Raw genomic sequence first — 18,701 nt, forward strand, 5'->3', positions numbered from 1 at the left:
GCCTGCCGGCGTTCACCCGGCTTCCGGCACCAGTCTCTCCGGCCCCTTGGCGGCAGCCTTGCGCAGCTTCGCCCGCAGGGCCTGCTCCTCCTGGGACAGCGGGCCCATGACCCCCGGCGGCGGAACCCCCTGCACCGCCTGGGCCGGGGCCAGCGGCGCCTCGTACCGCGTCGGTGCCGTGCGCAGCGTGAGCGTCGTCGCCCCGATGATCGTCACGGTGAAGGCGATGGCCGCCCGGGTCCAGAAGACGTTCCGGCGTTCGCCGCCGACGCGTACCGTCGGCGGCCGGGCCGCGCACAGCCGCTCGGCCGAGGCCAGTTCGAGCAGCCGGCGGTGGAGCTCGGCCGGATCGGCCAGTTCCGGCAGCCGAGCGGCCAGCGCCTCGCGGGCGTGGGTCAGCCGGCTGGCCGCCGCCGGTGTGCTCGCCTCCGTCTCCGCCGCCGTCTCCGGCAGGTCGAGGCCCACACCGTCGTACAGCACGAGCGTGCGCCGGTACGACGGCGGCAGCCCGAGCAGCGCGTGCAGCAGCGCCCGGTCGGCGGGGTCGGCGGGCGGGGGCTCCGGGGACCGGTGGCGCGGGCGGAAGCGGTGCCAGGGGGAGAGCGCACAGTCGTACGCCACCGCCCGCACCCAGCCGCCCGGGTCCCGGTCGACGGCCACTTCGGGCCAGCGCTGCCAGGCCAGCTGGAAGGCCCGCTCCACGGCCTCGCGGGCCAGCTCCCGGCGCCCGGTGAGCAGATAGGTCTGGCGGACGAGGGCGGGCGCGCAGAAGGCGTACAGCGCGTCGAACGCCTGAGCGGGCGTCAGCGGCGCGGGGCCGCCCTGCCCGGTGCCCGAGCCCGCCCGCTCGGAGGTTTTCTGATCCGCCGTCAGCGAGCCGGGCCGGCGCAGGCGTCGGCGTTCGTTCGGCGGTGGCAGCTGGTTCTGCGTCGTCACCGTACGCCCTTCCGTGCGAAAAAGAACATAAACGTATATTGAGCGACACTACGGGGGTTCGCCTGTTACGACGGGAAAGCGCGTGTCGTTGGGAGCATGGCGTGCGTGATCCGGATGACCGCTCGCCGCCCGTCGTTGCCGACCGCTCGCCGCTCGTCGTCGCCTCTGCTCTCCCGGCTGCGCGACCGCTCGCCAGGGCTGGCCGCGAGCCTGCTGGGCGGTGCCGTCGCGGCGGGACTCGGCCTGGGTTCGATCGCCGTGCTGGTGATGATGCTGTGGGTCAGTTCGCCGTACCCGGACAGCGGACCGGGCGGGGCGCTGCACGTCGCCGCCGCTCTCTGGCTGCTGGCGCACGGCGTGGAACTGGTCCGCACCGACACCCTCTCCGGCGCGCCCATGCCCGTCGGCGTCACCCCGCTGCTGCTGCTCGCCCTGCCGCTGTGGCTGGTGTACCGGGCGGCGCGGGACGCCACCGACGCCTCAGCCGACCCGGACGGCCCGCCCCCGGTGCCGGCACGAACCGCGTGGACGGGCGTGGTCCTCGGCTACCTGGGCGTCGGCGCCGCCGCCACGCTGTACTGCTCCGGCGGCGAACTGCGTCCGCAGTGGGTCTGGGTGACGGTGTGTCTGCCACTCGTCGCGGGCGCCGCGGCCGGCGTCGGGGTGGGGTCGGCGTACGGCTGCCGGCCCGGCGGCCACCTTCCCGCCGTGGCGCAGCCGGGCCCCCGGGGAGGTTCCCGGAGCGTGCCGGCGGTGCTGCCGGGGCCTCTGCGGCGGCTGGTGTCCCGCAGGGACGGGGCGGGACGGCTGGACGCGGCCGTCCGGGCCGCCGGCGCCGCCGCTGTGGTGCTGTTCGGGGGCGGGGCGCTGCTGGTCGGGGTGTCCCTGGTGTGGCACGGCGGGCCGGCGCGGGCCTCCTTCCTCGAACTGACGGAGGGCTGGACGGGGCGGTTCGCCGTGCTGCTGCTCGGGGCCGCGCTCGTCCCCAACGCCGCGGTGTGGGCCGCCTCCTACGCACTCGGTCCCGGCTTCACCCTCGGCACCGGCCACCTGGTCCACCCGCTCGCCTCCGACCCCGCGCCGTTGCTGCCGCCGTTCCCGCTGCTGGCCGCGATGCCGGACCCGGGCCCGGGTACGCCGCAGAACTGGGCGGCCGGGCTGGTGCCCGCGGTGGCCGGGATGACGGCGGGGTGGTTCGTGGCGCGGGCGGCCGTACGGCGGCCGGACGGCGGGGGACCGGCGACGGCCCGCTGGCCGGCGGGCCGGACCGCGGGCGTGGTCCTGCTGACGGCGACGGTCTGCGCCGGGTTCCTCGCCCTGCTCGCCGCGCTGGCGGGCGGCCCCCTGGGCGTGGCCGCCCTGGCCCGCCTCGGCCCGCTGTGGTGGCAGACCGGGGGCGCGGCCGGCATCTGGACGCTGGTCTTCGCGCTGCCGGTGGCGCTGATCGCGCGGGCCTGGCGCCTGCGCGGCCGGCACGGCGAGCCCGGCGCGGTCCCGGCGCAGGGAGCGAAGACCGCGACGGGGACGGACCCGGCGAAGCGGAGCACGGCGGGGGCGGTGATGACGGGTACGGCGGGGCCGGGTGCCCCGAAGGCGGGTACGGCGGGGCCGGGAGCGGCGAAGGCGGGTACGGCGGGGCCGGGAGCGGTGCGGAACACTGCGGTGGGACCGGACGCGTCGAGCAACACTGCGGCGGGACCGGGCGCGGCGAGGGACAGCGCGGCGGGACCGGCCGCGCCGAAGGCCGGCGTGGCGGCGACGGACGCGGTGAAGGGGGCCGCGACCGGAAGGGACGAGGTGCCGGCGGGCGGCGCGGTGCGGGCGGGCGGCCCGGTGTCGGCGAGCGCTACGGCGTCGGCGAGCGGTGCGGTGTCGGCGAGTGGTGCGGCATCGGCGAGTGGTGCGGGGGAGGCTGCGGAGCCGGGAGCGGCCGGGACCGACGGGGTGCCGGTCGCGGGCGACGGCGGGGTGCCGGCCATGGGCGACGGCGGGGTGCCGGCCGCGGGTGACCGCGGGGACGGCCTCGCCGCGGGCCAGGGCGGGGACACGGCCGGCCCGGTCGTGGCCAAGGGCCGGCTGTGGAGCAGGACCAAGAGGCCGGCCCGGGCGGAGGGCGCCGGCAAGGGGGTCGGCAAGGGCACCGGCACCAACAAGGGCACCGGCACCGGTAAGGGAACCGGCACCAACAAGGGCACCGGCACCAACAAGGGAACCGGTACGGGCAAGGGCGCGGTGCCCGCGCGCGTGGAGGCCGCCGAGGAGGACCTGTACGACTTCGTGCCCGCCGCCGACCCCTTCCCGACCGCGTTCAGCGAGCCCCTGCCCGGCGACTGGCACGACGATGGCGCCCGGGCCTCCCGCTGGGCGGCGTTGAGGGAGGCCGCCGCGGCCCGGGACACGGCCGGCGCCACCCCTGGAGCGTCCGCCGCGCCGGAGGCCGGCTCACCTCCGAAGTCCGCGGGGTGAGCGGTGTCAGCTGTTCTGCGCGCCCAGTACGCCCCGCAGCTCCCGCGGCAGCAGCGTCTCGCAGGACTGCTTCGCCTCGTGGGTGAGAGCGTCGTTCACGCAGGTGTAGTAGTCGCGGTAGACCAGCTGGACCGTGAAGGTCGAGGCCACCAGGATCAGGGCCAGGGACGCCGTCACCAGGCCGCTGACGGCCGCCGTCCTCTGGGGCCGGCCGGTGGGGGCCGCCGGGGCGTCCGGTTCCGGGCGGCGCGGCTCGGCGCGCAGCGCGCTGCCGCCCCAGTACAGGGCCAGCGCGCCCAGCAGCAGGGCCACGTACGGCCAGCTGAACAGGGCGAAGAAGACCGCCCACATGCCGGAGAGCAAGGCGTACCGCGCGCGGCGCTGCGCCGGGTCGGTCGGATCCCAGCGCGTGCCGGGACCGGCCGGCCCGCCGGGGCCCTGCGGGCCGCCACCGGGCCGCTCACCGAAACCGCCGGGGGAGCGTCCGGGCTGACGGTCACTCCACTGACCGCCCCAGTGCGGACCGCCTTCGGGCCCCGGCCCCTGACCCGGTCCCTGAGCAGGCCCCTGCCCCTGGCCGTGCCCCGGCGCCTGCCCCTGCCACGGTCCCTGTCCGTGCCACGGTCCCTGGCCGTGCCCAGGCCCCTGACCCGCGCCCGGACCGGAACCGTGTCCCTGACCCGCGCCCGGCCCCTGCCACGGCCCGGCTCCGGGGCCGTAACCCTGACCGGGGTGAGGGCCGTAGCCGGGTCCGGGGCCGTATCGCTGACCGGCACCGGGGCCGTGCCCCTGTCCCGGCCCGGGTCCGTAACCGGGTCCGGCCGCTCCTGCGGGGTGGCGAGGCTGCCACGGACGGTCGGGAGTCCCCTCCGGCGGCGGCGCGAACGGATTGTCCTCCTGTCGCTGCCCGCCCTGCCCGGAGCCGCCCGGCTCGGGAGCGCCGTTCCCGGAGCCGCCCTGCTCGGGAGCGCCGTTCCCGGAGCCGTAGCCCGAGCCACCGCCCTGCCCCGAGCCACCGCCCTGCCCCGAGCCGGCGCCCTGCCCCGAGTCGCCGGGGCCGCCGCTGGGGGTCCGGGCCGGCGGTGAGGTCGGCCGCTCGCGCAGCAGTGCGGCGCCACGCTCGCCCCCCTGGGCCGGGCGCGGCGGGAACGTGAGGAGTCGCAGGCTGCGATCGGGCATCAAAAGAGCGTCTTCCCCTAGGTGACTACGGCAGTCGACGTGAGCTTCCACCCCGTGAACGCACCGCACGACGACCGCGTTCCCGAGACTGCTCTCCGTGATTCGCTGCGAACGCTACCTTCCGGCCGGTGACCCGTCCCGAGGGGCCCGTCCGAAGTGCCGGTATCGTTGCTGACGGTCGGCCGCTTCGTAGACTTCCCCGTATCCGGGAGCGCGAAGCATTCGTACGACTGTACAAACCGCTCGGCCGGCCGACGGCCGGGCACGTACCGCAACCCGAGAAAGGGCCCCATCGTGGCCGCCACCACCGCTGGCCCCGCGGTCAAGCGCCTCGTCGTGCTGGTCTCCGGATCCGGCACCAACCTGCAGGCGCTCCTGGACGAGATCGAGCGAGCCGGTGCCGAGGCGTACGGCGCCCGGATCGTCGCCGTCGGGGCCGACCGCACCGGTATCGAGGGTCTCGCCCGCGCCGAGCGGGCCGGGCTGCCCACCTTCGTGTGCAAGGTGAAGGACTTCGGCAGCCGGGAGGAGTGGGACGCCGCGCTGGCCGAGGCCGTGGCCGCCCACCAGCCCGACCTGGTCGTCTCCGCCGGCTTCATGCGCATCGTCGGCAAGGAGTTCCTCGCACGGTTCGGCGGGCGGTTCGTCAACACCCACCCGGCCCTGCTGCCCAGTTTTCCCGGGGCCCACGGGGTCCGTGACGCACTGGCGTACGGCGCCAAGGTCACCGGCTGCACCGTCCACTTCGTCGACGACGGCGTCGACACCGGGCCGATCATCGCCCAGGGCGTGGTCGAGGTCCGGGACGAGGACGACGAGAGCGCGCTGCACGAGCGCATCAAGGAAGTCGAGCGAAGGCTGCTCGTCGAGGTCGTGGGGCGGCTCGCCCGCAACGGCTATCGCATTGAGGGACGAAAGGTAGTTATCCAGTGACCGCCGAGAGCAACAAGCGGGCCATCCGTCGCGCGCTCGTCAGCGTCTACGACAAGACCGGCCTGGAGGAGCTGGCCCGCGGGCTGCACGAGGCCGGTGTGGAGCTGGTCTCCACCGGGTCCACGGCCGGCCGGATCGCCGCCGCCGGTGTCCCCGTCACCAAGGTCGAGGAGCTGACCGGCTTCCCCGAGTGCCTGGACGGCCGGGTCAAGACCCTGCACCCCAAGGTGCACGCGGGCATCCTCGCCGACCTGCGACTGGACGACCACCGGCGGCAGCTCGCCGAGCTGGGCGTGGAGCCGTTCGACCTGGTCGTGGTCAACCTCTACCCGTTCCGCGAGACCGTCGCCTCCGGTGCCTCGCCCGACGAGTGCGTGGAGCAGATCGACATCGGCGGCCCGTCGATGGTCCGCGCCGCGGCCAAGAACCACCCGTCGGTGGCCGTGGTCACCAGCCCGCAGCGGTACGCCGACGTCCTCGCCGCGGTGCAGGACGGCGGCTTCGACCTCGCCGCCCGCAAGCGGCTGGCCGCCGAGGCCTTCCGGCACACCGCGGAGTACGACATCGCCGTCGCGTCCTGGTTCGCCTCCGCGTACGCCCCGGCCGACGACTCCGCCTTCCCCGACTTCCTCGGCACCACCCTGGAGCGCGCGCACACCCTGCGCTACGGCGAGAACCCGCACCAGCCCGCCGCCCTCTACACCTCCGGCGAGGGCGGGCTCGCGGCGGCCGAGCAGCTGCACGGCAAGGAGATGTCGTACAACAACTACACGGACACGGACGCCGCCCGCCGTGCCGCGTACGACCACGCCGAGCCCTGTGTCGCGATCATCAAGCACGCCAACCCCTGCGGCATCGCGGTCGGCGCGGACGTCGCCGAGGCGCACCGCAAGGCGCACGCCTGCGACCCGCTGTCCGCGTTCGGTGGTGTGATCGCCGTGAACCGGCCGGTCAGCAAGGAGATGGCCGAGCAGGTCGCCGAGATCTTCACCGAGGTCATCGTCGCGCCGGACTACGAGGAGGGCGCGCTGGAGGCCCTCGCCCGGAAGAAGAACATCCGGGTGCTGCGCTGCCCCGACGCCCCGGCCCACCCGGTCGAGGTCAAGCCGATCGACGGCGGTGCGCTGCTCCAGGCCGCCGACCGGCTCCAGGCCGAGGGCGACGACCCGGCCAACTGGACGCTGGCCAGCGGCGAGGCGCTCTCCGACGAGGAGCTGAAGGAGCTGGCCTTCGCCTGGAAGGCCTGCCGTGCGGTGAAGTCCAACGCGATCCTGCTCGCCAAAGACGGCGCCTCGGTCGGTGTCGGCATGGGCCAGGTCAACCGCGTCGACTCCTGCAAGCTGGCCGTCGAGCGGGCCGGCGAGGAGCGGGCCCGTGGTTCCTACGCGGCCTCCGACGCCTTCTTCCCCTTCCCCGACGGTCCGCAAATCCTCATCGACGCCGGTGTCCGGGCGATCGTCCAGCCGGGCGGCTCGATCCGCGACGAGCAGGTCGTGGAGGCCGCCAAGAAGGCGGGCGTGACCATGTACTTCACGGGCACGCGCCACTTCTTCCACTGACCGGCCCCCGCCGCTCCGCGTGGTCCCGCCCGTCGGCCGACGGGCGGGACCACGCCTTCGTGCGCCCGGCGGATCGACACGGCCCGCCCACCCGGGCCCCGGGCCGTTCCGCGTCCCGTACGGACCGCCGGGACACGACCGACGGGCCACGGCCCCGCGGCCGGGAAAACGGAACCGGGCTGCGCCCCTCTGCCGGAGAGGGACGCAGCCCGGTCGGCCGCCGGGGTCCGGTACTCAGTAGCGCGGGCGGTTGAACCAGGCCGAGGCCGAGCTGGTCACCATCGACGCGAGGATGATGCCGGCCATGGCGAGCGAGATCAGACCGCCGAAGGTGGCGGAGCCGTTGCCGCCCTTCACCATGTTGCTGATGCCGCCGAGGATCATCAGCGAGGCGTAGACGATCGTGGTGATGCGGATGCCGCTGCCGCCGTTCCTGAACTTCACGCCGAGGAAGATCGACAGCGCGCCCAGGCCCAGCAGCAGACCCGCCAGCAGGAAGCCGAGGCCGGCCAGGCCGTCGGTGCTGTCGCCGGAGCCGACGCCGTTGGACACGTCCTGGGCGGCACCGATGAGCGCCCCTGCGAGCAGCCCGAACAGGAGCTGGAAACCGGCGAGGATGAACAGCAGGACGCGCGCGGTCTTCATCAGGCCCGGCATCTCCATCGGCATGCCGTAACCGGGCTGCCCGAGCGGCGGGGCGGCCGGGTAGCCGTAACCGGCCTGGCCCTGCGGCGCGGCGGGGTAGCCGTAGCCGGGCTGGCCCTGCGGCGCCTGGGGCGGGTAGCCGGGCTGCTGGCCCTGCGGCGGGCCGTAGGGGTTGTTCGGGTCGCCAAAGCTCATGGCGGTGTTCCTCCGTTGCGTTGCTCAAGTGCGGGGACGACGCGCGGCACGGTTCGGAGGAGAGTTCTGTGATGCGGTCCGTCCCCCCGGCACTGCCCGCGGCACTGTCCGCTCATCGTTCTTTAACACGCTCTTACTTGTCCAGCTGGAAAGCGAGGTGTTGTGCAAGTGCAACATCATCGATCAAGCTGTGACACCCGGATTGGAACCGGGGCCGGTCTATCCGCGAGGATGGGACCATGACCGCCCAGATTCTCGATGGCAAGGCCACCGCAGCCGCGATCAAGTCCGATCTGACCGCCCGCGTGGCGGCGCTGAAGGAGAAGGGCGTCACGCCCGGCCTCGGCACGATCCTCGTCGGGGACGACCCCGGCAGCCAGAAGTACGTCGCCGGCAAGCACCGCGACTGCGCCCAGGTGGGCATCGCCTCCATCCAGCGCGAACTTCCCGCCACGGCCACCCAGGAGGAGATCGAGGCGGTCGTCCGCGAACTGAACGAGGACCCCGCCTGCACCGGTTACATCGTCCAGCTGCCGCTGCCCAAGGGCATCGACGAGAACCGCATCCTGGAGCTGATGGACCCGGCCAAGGACGCCGACGGCCTGCACCCGATGAACCTGGGCCGCCTGGTGCTCAACGAGCCGGCCCCGCTGCCCTGCACCCCCAACGGCATCATCAGCCTGCTGCGGGCCCACGGCGTGGAGATCAAGGGCGCCGAGGTCGTGGTCGTCGGCCGCGGTGTCACCATCGGCCGTCCCATGCCGCTGCTGCTCAGCCGGCGCAGCGAGAACGCCACCGTCACCCAGTGCCACACCGGCACCCGTGACCTGGCCGCCCACCTCAAGCGCGCCGACATCATCGTCGCCGCCGCCGGCTCCCCGCACCTGATCCGCGCCGCGGACGTGAAGGCGGGCGCCGCGGTCCTGGACGTCGGTGTCTCCCGCAACGCCGAGGGCAAGATCGTCGGCGACGTCCACCCGGACGTGACCGAGGTGGCCGGCTGGATCTCCCCTAACCCCGGCGGTGTCGGCCCAATGACCCGGGCGCAGCTGCTGGTCAACGTGGTCGAGGCGGCGGAGCGCAGTGCCGGCTGAGGACACGCGCGGCGGTGAGCCGAGCGTGCGTGACGCGATCAGCGCCCCCGACGCCGAGGGGCGCCCGCGCCGTACCACCCGCCGCTTCCCGCTGTTCACCAGGGACACCGCACGGCCCGAGGGCGGCGGCCGGGCCGCGCCCGGCGACGCCCCGGCGCCCGCCCGGCAGTGGCCCCTGCTCGTCGTGCTGTCCGGGGTCGCGCTCGGCCTGCTGCTGACGGCGCTGGACGCGTTCCGGGTCGGCACCCTGCTGATCGGCGCCGCCCTGCTGGCCGGCGCGGTGCTGCGCTGGATACTGCCGGGCGTCGGCATGCTCGCCGTCCGCTCCCGCTTCACGGACATCGCCACCTACGGCATCCTCGGCTCCGTGATCGTCCTGCTGGCGATGATGGTCCAGCCCAACCCGTGGCTGCGGATCCCGTTCCTGAAGGACATCCTGCACTTCACGCTCGCCAAGTAGCGAAGCTCGCCAGGTCGCGAGGTTCGCCAGGTCGCGAGGCTCGCCAGGTCGCGAGGCTCGCCACGCGGTGAAGCTCGCCGGGGAGCGGAGCGCGCCGAGCGGCGCGGCTCCCCGAGCGGCGCATCCGGTACGCCAGGTGGCCCGCGCCTCCCCCGGGGACGCGGGCCACCGCCGTACCCCCCGTCCCCGACGCTACGGCCCGCCCGCCGCGCGCCGCCTCCGTCCCCGGGCTGAACCGCCGTACCGTCGCGGGCGGTAGGCGTCCGCGGGCTGCAACTTCCGCGGTACCGCGTCCGTTTGACTCCCGGTCCCGGCCGTGCGGGTTACCCTGCGGCGATGCGACTGAGGACCCCCCGCCCGCTCGTCGTGGACACCCTGATCGCGGTGGCCATGGTCGTGGTGGCCGTCCTGCTCGGACGGGAGTCCCGGTCGCAGGGATGGCCGGAACTCGACGCCCGCGCCTACGTCCTCGTCGCACTCGCCCACCTCCCGGTCGCCCTGCGCGGCCGCCGTCCGGTCACCGTCTTCGCCGTCGTCCAGGCCGCCGCCGTCGCCTACGTCAGCCTCGGCTACTGGCCGGTCGTGAGCACCTTCGGCTCCATGCTCGCCCTGTACACCGTGGCCTCCGTCCGCCCGGTGCGCACCGCCCTGGCCTGCGCCGCCGTCATGAGCGCGGTCTGGGTGTACGCCGGCGTGGTCAGCCACAGCCCGTCCATGGCCTCCGTGCTCGGGCAGGCGCTGCTGTACTGCTCGGTACTGGTCTGGTTCGGCCACCTGGCCCGCCGTACCGCCGAACTGACCCGGCGGCTGCGCGCCGAACAGGCCGAGCGGGCCCGGCGCGCGGTCGCCGAGGAGCGCGGCCGGATCGCCCGCGAACTGCACGACGTCGTCGCCCACCACATGTCGGTGATCTCCGTGCAGGCCGGCCTCGCCCGGTTCGTCTTCGACTCCGACCCCGGCACGGCGCGCGGCGCGCTCGGCACCATCGCCGGCACCAGCGGCGAGGCCCTGGAGGAGCTGCGCCGCATGCTCCAGGTGCTGCGCGAGGAGGACCCGGAGGCCGCCGAACGCGCCCCCATGCCCACCCTGGCCCGGCTCGGCGAACTCCTCGACCGGGTCCGGGCCGGCGGCCTGCCCGTGGACCTCGCCGTCGAGGGCACCGCGCGCCCGCTGCCGCCCGGCGTCGAACTGTGCGCCTACCGCGTCGTCCAGGAGGCCCTCACCAACGCCCTCAAACACGCCGGCCCGGCTCGCGCGCGCGTGGAACTCGGCTACGGCGCCCACGAGCTGACCGTCCGCGTCACCGACGACGGCGAGGGGGCGGATCCGGCCAGAGTGCCGGCGGGCGGCGGGCACGGCTTGATTGGCATGCGTGAGCGAGCGAAGCTCTACGGCGGGACGATCGCAGTCGGCCCACGCTCCGAGGGCGGCTACGAGGTCCGGCTGACCCTGCCCACCTCGGCCGCCGAGCGCGGCGGGCGGGACGCGCGGGAGGCGGAGCGGTAACGGGAGGCGCACGTCGGGGGGACGGCCGCGGTGATCAGAGTGCTCGTCGTCGACGACCAGTTCCTCATCCGCGCCGGACTCGTGGGCCTGCTCGACGCCGCGCCCGGCTTCGAGGTGGCCGGCGAGGCCGCGGACGGCGAGGAGGCCGTCCGGCTCGCCGCCGAGACCCGCCCCGACGTCGTCCTCATGGACATCCGGATGCCCGGCGTCAACGGCATCGAGGCCACCGAGCGGATCCTCGCCCGGGCCACCGACCGGCCGCCCCGGATCCTGGTGCTGACCACCTTCGACCTGGACGAGTACGTGTACGGGGCGCTGCGCGCCGGAGCCTCCGGCTTCCTGCTGAAGGACTCCGGCCCCGAGCGGCTGCTCGCGGCGGTCACCGCGGTCGACGGCGGCGACGCGCTGTTCGCGCCCAGCGTCACCCGGCGCCTGGTGGAGGCCTTCGCCAAGCAGCAGGCGCCCGCCGCCGACACCGCCTCGCCGCCCGACCTCGGTGTGCTCACCTCCCGCGAGACCGAGGTCCTCAGGCTCACCGCCCGCGGCCTGTCCAACCTGGAGATCGCCGACCGCCTCTTCATCAGCGAGGCCACCGTCAAGACCCACCTCAACCGCACGATGACCAAGCTCGCCCTGGGCAGCCGGGCGCAGGCGGTGGTGCTGGCGTACGAGACGGGCCTGGTGACCCCGGGCGGCTGACCGCCCCGGCGGCGGACGCCGCCCCGCGCGTGTGCAACCACCTCGGGGAACTGGGATCCTTGGTCCGCGCATCCCTGTGGGTGGCCGGCCAGGACGGGTACCGGACCGCGGGGACGGGCCGGAAGGACCGCGCGCGAGAACGTCAGCACGACCGGGGGGAAGAGGGGGAACGATGCCTCGTTGGAAAGCCTTGCCGGAGGACCTGGACCCGCAGATCAAGGAGTTCACCGGCCGGCTGCGGCGGCTCGTGGACAGCAGCGGCCTGAGCATCGCGCAACTGGCCGACCGCACGGGATACAGCAAGACGTCCTGGGAGCGGTACCTGGGCGGCCGGCTCCTCGCCCCCAAGGGCGCGGTCGTCGCGCTGGCCGAGGCCACCGGCACCCACCCGGTCCACCTCACCACGCTGTGGGAGCTGGCCGAACGCGCCTGGAGCCGCGCGGAGATGCGGCACGACACCACCATGGAGGCCCTGCGGGTCGCGCAGGCGCGCGCCGCGCTCGGGGACCTGGTGACGGCGGAGCAGGACGCGGCACCGGCCGCCCGCAAGGGCGGCGCCGGCGCCGCGACGCCGGGGGCCGCCGGTTCCGCCGCGGTCTCCCCGGCCGTCCCCGCCCGGCCTGCCGCCTCGGACACCGGGGCGCGCGACGGCGCCGCGGGCGGCCCGGCGGACGGGGGCGAGGCGTCGGCGGACGGAGGCGGCGGCCCGGCGGACGGCGGCGGCGACGGCCCGGCCGTCAAGAACTCCTGGGGGCTGGCCGGTTACCGGGGCCCGTCCCCGGTGAGCGCGCGCCCGGGCGGCCGCCCCCCGGCCCGCCCGGCGGACCCCATCGGTGCCCCCGCCGCGCCCGGCACTCCGGCCGACTCGCCCCGCACCCCCGGCGCGTCCACCCGCGCTCCGGGCGACCCCACTCGCACCCCGGCAGGCACCCGCACCCCGGCAGGCACCCGCACCCCCCAAGGCACCGGCGCTCCGGCCGGTCCCGCCCCGGGCCCGCACGCTCCCGTACCCGCGCCCGCGCCGGCCGGCTCCACCCGGGCCCCGGCCGATCCGGCGGTGGTCCCGGGCCCGGACGCCCCGGGTGCCCTCGACGGCCGGCCCGCCGCCGCGCCGCGGCCGGGGCAGTGGTCCGCGCGCCGCCAGCAGGTGACGATGTTCTTCGCGGGCCTGATCGGCGTGCTCGTCCTCATCGCCGGCGCCTTCTTCCTCACCCACCGCGACGGCGACGACCACGGAAAGGGGGCCGTGAAGTCGCCCTCCCCAACGGCCGCTTCCCGGACGAGCCCGCCCCCCGGCGTCAAGTGCGCCGGCGCCGGCTGCACCGGCAAGGACGCCGAGGCCATGGGGTGCGGCGGTGACCTGGTGACCACCGCCAAGACCGCCACCATCGGCACCACCACCGTCGAGGTCCGCTACAACAAGGCGTGCGGCGCCGTCTGGGGCCGCATCACCAGCGGCGTGCCCGGCGACACCGTGAAGCTCTCCGTGGGCAGGACCCGGCAGACCGGCGACATCACGGCGGCCGGCGACACGATCGGGTACACCCCGATGGTCGCCGTGCGCAGCCCCGCCGAGGCCAGGGCCTGCGCCAGGCTCGCCTCGGGCCTGACGGGCTGCACGGAATGACGGACGGACCGCGCCGGCGCGCGGGAACCCGGCCCCACCGGCCCGCAGCGGACGGCAGCCGCGCGACGGCGGGCCGGGAAAGCAAGAAGGAGGGAGAAATTCCGGGCCGTTGCGCATAGTGCGCCGGATCCCGGGAACGCGAACGGTACCCCCACGGGAGTCCGGTACGCCGGTACCCCCCACCGGCGGCCGCCGTCCCTTCCTCTCCCGGACGGACGGCCGCCTTTTGCCGTCCGCGCCGCCGTCGGCCCCGCCGTGCGCCCTGCCGTCCGGCACCCGCGCAGGCCCGCCGCGCGGCCGCCGTCACCGGCGATACGTCCCCGTCGGTCCCCGCTGATCCCCTTGTGGGGTGAGCCACACGGCCCCGGACGTCTCGCATGCCGGATGCGCGATAGCCTGACCGCTGGATCTCTCTTGACGCCAAGAGATCGATCATCCGCCCGGGGCAGGGAGCCCCACCGCCAGCTGTCATACGGAGAACGCCATGACCCGCACTCCCGTGAACGTCACCGTCACCGGCGCGGCCGGCCAGATCGGTTACGCCCTGCTCTTCCGCATCGCCTCCGGCCAGCTGCTCGGCGCGGACGTGCCGGTCAAGCTGCGCCTGCTGGAGATCACCCCGGCGCTCAAGGCCGCCGAGGGCACGGCCATGGAGCTGGACGACTGCGCCTTCCCGCTGCTCCAGGGCATCGACATCTCCGACGACCCGAACGTCGCCTTCGACGGCGCCAACGTAGCCCTGCTGGTGGGCGCCCGCCCGCGCACCAAGGGCATGGAGCGCGGCGACCTGCTGGAGGCCAACGGCGGCATCTTCAAGCCGCAGGGCAAGGCCATCAACGACCACGCCGCGGACGACATCAAGGTGCTCGTCGTCGGCAACCCGGCCAACACCAACGCGCTCATCGCGCAGGCCGCCGCGCCGGACGTCCCGGCCGAGCGCTTCACCGCGATGACCCGCCTGGACCACAACCGCGCGCTGACCCAGCTCGCGAAGAAGACGGGCTCCACGGTCGCCGACATCAAGCGCCTGACCATCTGGGGCAACCACTCCGCCACCCAGTACCCGGACATCTTCCACGCCACGGTCGCCGGCAAGAACGCCGCCGAGGTCGTGAACGACGAGAAGTGGCTGGCCGAGGACTTCATCCCGACCGTCGCCAAGCGCGGTGCCGCGATCATCGAGGCCCGGGGCGCGTCCTCCGCCGCCTCCGCCGCGAACGCCGCCATCGACCACGTCCACACCTGGGTCAACGGCACCGCCGAGGGCGACTGGACCTCCATGGGCATCCCGTCGGACGGTTCCTACGGCGTCCCGGAGGGCCTGATCTCCTCCTTCCCGGTCACCTGCCGGGACGGCAAGTACGAGATCGTCCAGGGCCTGGACATCAACGAGTTCTCCCGCGCCCGCATCGACGCCTCCGTCAAGGAGCTCGAGGAGGAGCGCGAGGCGGTCCGCGGCCTCGGCCTCATCTGACCTGACGTGGTGTGACACCCCCGGCCGGTGCGCTATAGTTGATCACGCACCGGCCGCCGGGAAACCGGCACCAGGTGATGCGTTGGTGGTCCAAGGAAAGACGTCCCGCTTCCTGCGGGGAGATGCAGGTGCAAGGCCTGCCCGGCGCTCCACACACGAAGTCCCCTTCCGCTCGGCGGGAGGGGACTTCGTCGTACGGGCGCCGCCCGGCCGGAGCCGGGGGAGCCTCACACCTCCCGCTTGAGCGCCGCGACCCCGGCCCGGTCCGTGTCCTGCGGGCGCCCGCCCAGCCGGTGGACCACCACCCAGCGGCCGTCGTCCATCGCCCCGGCGAACGCGGAGGCGTCCCCGGTGGCGCCGTTGTGCCAGCGCAGCGGGCCCGCCGACTGCCAGCTCACGGCCGGTTCGCCCAACCGCCGTTCCACCAGCAGCCGTACGACGAGATCGCCGAGGGCGCGCGGCGTCGCCCACAGCCCGCCCGCCGGCAGGATCGCCCCGTCCATCGTCCACGGCCTGCGGCGGGTGCCCGGCAGCAGCCCCGGCGCCGTCAGCCGCCGTCCGGCGGGCGGACGGACCGTCACCTCGGTGATCCCCAGCGGGCGCAGGACGTGGGTGTCCAGCAGTTCCCCGTAGCCGGCCCCGCCCGCCCGGGCCAGGGCCGCGCCGAGGACGGCGTACCCCAGGTTGGAGTACTCCTCGCCCCCCGGCGGGCGTACGGCGAGGGCGTCCAGGCCGCGCACCAGCCGCAGCAACTCCGCGTGGTCGAACGCCGCGTACGGGTCCCGGCGGCCGACGCGGGGCGGCAGCCGGGGGAGGCCCGAGGTGTGCCGGGCCAGGTGGAGCAGGGTGACACCCGTGCCGGGCGGCGCCGGGAGCCACCGTTCGACGGGGTCGTCGAGGCCGACCACGCCCGCCTCGGCCAGCCGGGCGAGCAGCGTGCCGGTGAGCGCCTTCGTGAGGGACCCGATCTCGACGTAACGGTCCACCGCGTGCCCGTCGCCGACGCGGGGTGGGCCCGCGTCGCTCAGCACACAGGTCGGGATACGGCGCACGGTGGTCCTCTCTTTCCTCGACGTCGGCATTCTGTGCCGTCGACGGTGACTCACCGGCAGGTTCAGGCCACGGGTTCCGTGGCCGACGGTGCCTCCGCGGCCACCCGGGAGGCCCGGCCGGAGCCCCGGAAGCCCGTCACGACCAGGGCCGTGGACACCAGTACCGTCGCTCCCACCACGCGCAGGGCGGGGCCCATCCCGTTCGCGAAGTCGGCGTGGCCGGCCAGGGCCGTGCCGGCGACGGCGACACCGAGGGCCGCGCCGACCTCGCGGGCCGACGTGCCGAGCCCGGAGCCCAGCCCCGCCTGATGCGCCGGCAGGGACACCACGACACCCAGGGTGAGGGCCGGCATCGCCAGTCCGGTGCCGGCCGAGATGACCAGCAGCCAGCAGGCGTACAGCGGGTACGGCGTGTGCGCGTCCGCCGTGGACGCGGCCAGCAGGCCCGCGCCGATCAGCGCCAGTCCGGTGCCCACGACCGGGCGCGGACGCGCCGACCAGCGGGCCGCGAACCTCGGGACCAGGGCCATGCCGACGATCAGCGGCACGATCGCGACCCCGGTCACCGCCGGCTCGAAGCCCTTGACCTCCTGGAGGTACTGCGAGTTGACGAAGAACAGCGCGAACAGGCCGAAGAAGCCCGTGGCCAGGCCCAGCGTGGTGGCGCGCAGCCCGGCGGAGCGGAAGACGCGCGGGTCGAACAGCGGGGCGCGCGAACGCAGGGCGTGCACGGTGAAGGCCGCCACCAGCACGGCGCCCACGCCGAACGCGGTCAGGATGCGCGCCGAGGTCCAGCCGTGGTCCGGACCCTCGATGATGCCGAACAGCACGGCGACCAGACCCGCGGTGAGCAGCAGGGTGCCGGCCGGGTCCGGGCTGCTCAGCGGGGAGCGGGCCGTGCGCGGGGTGGTCAGCGCCACCGCGGCGGCGAGGACGCCCGCCAGGGGGACCATCACGGCGAACAGAGCCCGCCAGGACAGGTACTGGCCGACCAGGCCGCCGCCCAGGTTGCCCGCCATGCCGCCCAGTCCGATGGCCAGCGTCCAGGACGCCATCGCCTGGGCGCGGCGCTCGGGGCCGGCCAATTGCACCAGGATCGACATCGTCGCCGGGGTGATCAGCGCGGCCCCCGCGCCGGACAGGCCCCGGCCCGCGATCAGCAGGGCCGGATCGGGGGCGAGGGCGCTGGTCGCGGCGCCCGCGGCGAACACGGCCAGGCCGGTGAGCAGGGCGCCCTTGCGGCCGTACCGGTCGCCGAGCGCACCGGCCGGGACCAGCAGCCCCGCGAAGACGATGACGTAGGCGTCCACCGTCCACAGGATCTCGGTGTGCGAGGGGTGCGGTGCGGAGGAAGCCAGTTGCGGTATCAGCAGGTTGATGGCGGCGACCATGCTCTGCGCGACCAGGACGCAGGCGCACAGGGTCAGCAGGGTCGAGCGTTTCAGGGCGTGCGCGGGCACGGCTCCTCCCGGGAGCAGACGGGGTGGTGTGGGATGCCCGCCCACCGTAGGCTCGCCACCGACCTGCACTCCAGTGCAACCTTCGCAAGGGATACCTGCACATGACGCAATCCGCGGGCCTGGACCTGAATCTGCTGGTGGCGCTGGACGTGCTGCTCGAGGAGGAGAGCGTGCAGGGCGCCGCCCGCCGGCTGCACCTGTCCGAGCCCGCGATGAGCCGCACCCTCGGCCGGATCCGCAAGGCGCTCGGCGATCCGGTGCTGGTCCGGGCCGGCCGCCGGATGGTGCCGACACCGCACGCGCTCGCCGTGCGCGCCGAGGTCGGCGCGGTGGTGGAGCGCGCCCGGGCGCTGTTCGCCCCGGGCCGGGACACCGACCTGCGCACGGTGACCCGGACCTTCACGATCCTCGGCCACGACGCGATCGCCGCCGCCCACGGCGCGGCCCTCTTCGCCCGCGCCGCCCGCGAGGCACCCGGCATCCGGCTGCGCTTCCTGAGCGAGAGCCACGTGGACGCCCCGTTCCTGCGCCAGGGCACCGCCGACCTGGAGGTCGGGGTGATCGACTCGGTCGCCCCCGAGGTGCACGTGGAAACGGTCCACCGAGACCGCATGCTCGGTGTCGTACGGGCCGGGCACCCGCTGCTCGACGGCCCGCTGACGCCCGAGCGGTTCGCCGGGGCGGCCGGGCACCTCATCGTCTCCCGGCGCGGCAGGCAGCGCGGGCCGGTCGACGACGCCCTCGCCGGTCTCGGCCTGGAGCGCCGGGTGGTGGGCAGCGTCGGCACCTATCCGGCCTCGCTGTTCGTGCTGCGCGAGACCGACCTGATCGGGCTGGTCAGCCGGTGGAGCCGGCCGCTGGCCGACACCCTCGGCCTGGTCACCTTCGAGATCCCGCTGGATCTCCCCGCCGCCGAGGTCGGATTCGCCTGGCACCCCCGCCACGACGCCGACCCGGCACACGCCTGGCTGCGCGACTGCGTCCGGGAGCTGATGGCCGCGGGGCCGGCCCCCGCCCTCCCGCCGGCGGCCCCCGCCCCCTTGCCGGCGGCCCCCGCCCGCCTTCCGGCGGGCCCCGCCCTCCCGCCGGTGGACCCGGCCCGCCTTCCGGTGGACCCAACCCGCCCGCTGTCGGACGGGCCGGTTCCGCGTGATCCCGGAGGGCCGGCGGCCGGTCGGTGACGCCCGCGGCCGCGCGGGCGCGGGGCCCTCCTGCGGTCGCGCCGCCCTTCCCGCGCCCCGTCCCGGCCCTCCGCCCGTCCGCCCCCCTCCGCGCCCTCCGTCCCGGCCCTCCGGTCGCCGCGCCGCCCCGGCCGTCCGTCCCCCTCCGCGCCCTCCGTCCCGGCCCTCCGGTCGCCGCGCCGCCCCGGCCGTCCGTCCCCCTCCGCGCCCTCCGTCCCGGCCCTCCGGTCGCCGA

At 75.3% G+C, this 18,701-nt stretch carries 13 protein-coding genes and 2 pseudogenes; 10 read left to right on the plus strand and 5 right to left on the minus strand.

Features of this window, described 5'->3' with window-relative positions; genetic code table 11:
* Positions 1-12: 12 nt before the first annotated feature.
* Positions 13-936: a sigma factor-like helix-turn-helix DNA-binding protein gene (locus ABZ576_RS18600; protein WP_360741406.1), complete on the minus strand. Its 924-nt coding sequence runs from the start codon at positions 934-936 to the stop codon at positions 13-15.
* 96 nt (positions 937-1,032) lie between these two features.
* Between ABZ576_RS18600 and ABZ576_RS18605 the strand changes: the two are divergent.
* Positions 1,033-2,406: pseudogene (locus ABZ576_RS18605) on the plus strand (DUF6350 family protein); the annotation flags it as partial.
* 1,002 nt (positions 2,407-3,408) lie between these two features.
* Here the strand turns inward: ABZ576_RS18605 and ABZ576_RS18610 are convergent.
* On the minus strand, positions 3,409-4,581 hold the full coding sequence (locus ABZ576_RS18610; RefSeq protein WP_360741408.1) for a hypothetical protein: 1,173 nt from the start codon (positions 4,579-4,581) through the stop codon (positions 3,409-3,411).
* A gap of 294 nt (positions 4,582-4,875) precedes the next feature.
* On the opposite strand from ABZ576_RS18610, the gene purN reads away from it, so the two are divergent.
* A complete protein-coding gene (gene purN / locus ABZ576_RS18615; protein ID WP_360741410.1) occupies positions 4,876-5,514 on the plus strand; it encodes a phosphoribosylglycinamide formyltransferase in 639 nt (212 codons plus the stop codon).
* A complete protein-coding gene (gene purH, locus ABZ576_RS18620) occupies positions 5,511-7,073 on the plus strand; it encodes a bifunctional phosphoribosylaminoimidazolecarboxamide formyltransferase/IMP cyclohydrolase (protein ID WP_360741412.1) in 1,563 nt (520 codons plus the stop codon). Before purN ends, purH begins: the two co-directional genes overlap by 4 nt.
* Positions 7,074-7,307: 234 nt before the next feature.
* On the opposite strand, the gene ABZ576_RS18625 is transcribed toward purH, so the two are convergent.
* A complete protein-coding gene (locus tag ABZ576_RS18625; protein WP_360741414.1) occupies positions 7,308-7,913 on the minus strand; it encodes a hypothetical protein in 606 nt (201 codons plus the stop codon).
* Positions 7,914-8,152: 239 nt separating this feature from the next.
* Between ABZ576_RS18625 and ABZ576_RS18630 the strand changes: the two genes are divergently transcribed.
* From ABZ576_RS18630 to ABZ576_RS18655, 6 genes are all read left to right on the plus strand, one after another.
* Positions 8,153-9,007 (plus strand): bifunctional methylenetetrahydrofolate dehydrogenase/methenyltetrahydrofolate cyclohydrolase, encoded by an 855-nt coding sequence (locus tag ABZ576_RS18630; protein ID WP_360741416.1) that lies wholly within the window; start codon positions 8,153-8,155, stop codon positions 9,005-9,007.
* Positions 8,997-9,467 carry a DUF3017 domain-containing protein gene (locus ABZ576_RS18635; protein ID WP_360741418.1) on the plus strand — a complete coding sequence of 157 codons (471 nt, stop codon included), beginning with the start codon at positions 8,997-8,999 and terminating at the stop codon, positions 9,465-9,467. Before ABZ576_RS18630 ends, ABZ576_RS18635 begins: the two co-directional genes overlap by 11 nt.
* Positions 9,468-9,803: 336 nt before the next feature.
* Positions 9,804-10,973 (plus strand): sensor histidine kinase, encoded by a 1,170-nt coding sequence (locus ABZ576_RS18640; protein ID WP_360741420.1) that lies wholly within the window; start codon positions 9,804-9,806, stop codon positions 10,971-10,973.
* 30 nt (positions 10,974-11,003) lie between these two features.
* A complete protein-coding gene (locus ABZ576_RS18645; protein WP_360741423.1) occupies positions 11,004-11,672 on the plus strand; it encodes a response regulator transcription factor in 669 nt (222 codons plus the stop codon).
* Between the two features lie 172 nt (positions 11,673-11,844).
* On the plus strand, positions 11,845-13,299 hold the full coding sequence (locus ABZ576_RS18650) for a DUF2690 domain-containing protein (RefSeq protein WP_360741425.1): 1,455 nt from the start codon (positions 11,845-11,847) through the stop codon (positions 13,297-13,299).
* Positions 13,300-13,783: 484 nt separating this feature from the next.
* Positions 13,784-14,773, plus strand: a complete 990-nt coding sequence (locus tag ABZ576_RS18655) for a malate dehydrogenase (protein WP_360741427.1) — start codon at positions 13,784-13,786, stop codon at positions 14,771-14,773.
* A gap of 227 nt (positions 14,774-15,000) precedes the next feature.
* Here the strand turns inward: ABZ576_RS18655 and ABZ576_RS18660 are convergent, their stop codons facing one another.
* Together ABZ576_RS18660 and ABZ576_RS18665 are read right to left on the minus strand one after the other, a co-directional pair.
* On the minus strand, positions 15,001-15,825 hold the full coding sequence (locus ABZ576_RS18660) for a serine hydrolase domain-containing protein (protein ID WP_360741429.1): 825 nt from the start codon (positions 15,823-15,825) through the stop codon (positions 15,001-15,003).
* 62 nt (positions 15,826-15,887) lie between these two features.
* On the minus strand, positions 15,888-17,285 hold the full coding sequence (locus ABZ576_RS18665) for an MFS transporter (RefSeq protein WP_360741431.1): 1,398 nt from the start codon (positions 17,283-17,285) through the stop codon (positions 15,888-15,890).
* Between the two features lie 101 nt (positions 17,286-17,386).
* Here ABZ576_RS18665 and ABZ576_RS18670 point away from each other — a divergent pair.
* A pseudogene (locus tag ABZ576_RS18670) lies at positions 17,387-18,283 on the plus strand (LysR family transcriptional regulator); the annotation flags it as partial.
* Positions 18,284-18,701 lie beyond the last annotated feature (418 nt).

Source organism: Streptomyces sp. NPDC013455, assembly GCF_040632975.1.
In the GTDB taxonomy this organism is placed as follows: Bacteria; Actinomycetota; Actinomycetes; order Streptomycetales; family Streptomycetaceae; genus Streptomyces.

Bases quoted from the DNA above. Each gene is read 5' to 3' on its own strand.
- ABZ576_RS18610 (WP_360741408.1), bottom strand. From the start codon at position 4,581: ATGCCCGATCGCAGCCTGCGACTCCTCACGTTCCCGCCGCGCCCGGCC.
- ABZ576_RS18625 (WP_360741414.1), bottom strand. From the start codon at position 7,913: ATGAGCTTTGGCGACCCGAACAACCCCTACGGCCCGCCGCAGGGCCAG.
- ABZ576_RS18630 (WP_360741416.1), top strand. From the start codon at position 8,153: ATGACCGCCCAGATTCTCGATGGCAAGGCCACCGCAGCCGCGATCAAG.
- ABZ576_RS18640 (WP_360741420.1), top strand. From the start codon at position 9,804: ATGCGACTGAGGACCCCCCGCCCGCTCGTCGTGGACACCCTGATCGCG.
- ABZ576_RS18650 (WP_360741425.1), top strand. From the start codon at position 11,845: ATGCCTCGTTGGAAAGCCTTGCCGGAGGACCTGGACCCGCAGATCAAG.
- ABZ576_RS18655 (WP_360741427.1), top strand. From the start codon at position 13,784: ATGACCCGCACTCCCGTGAACGTCACCGTCACCGGCGCGGCCGGCCAG.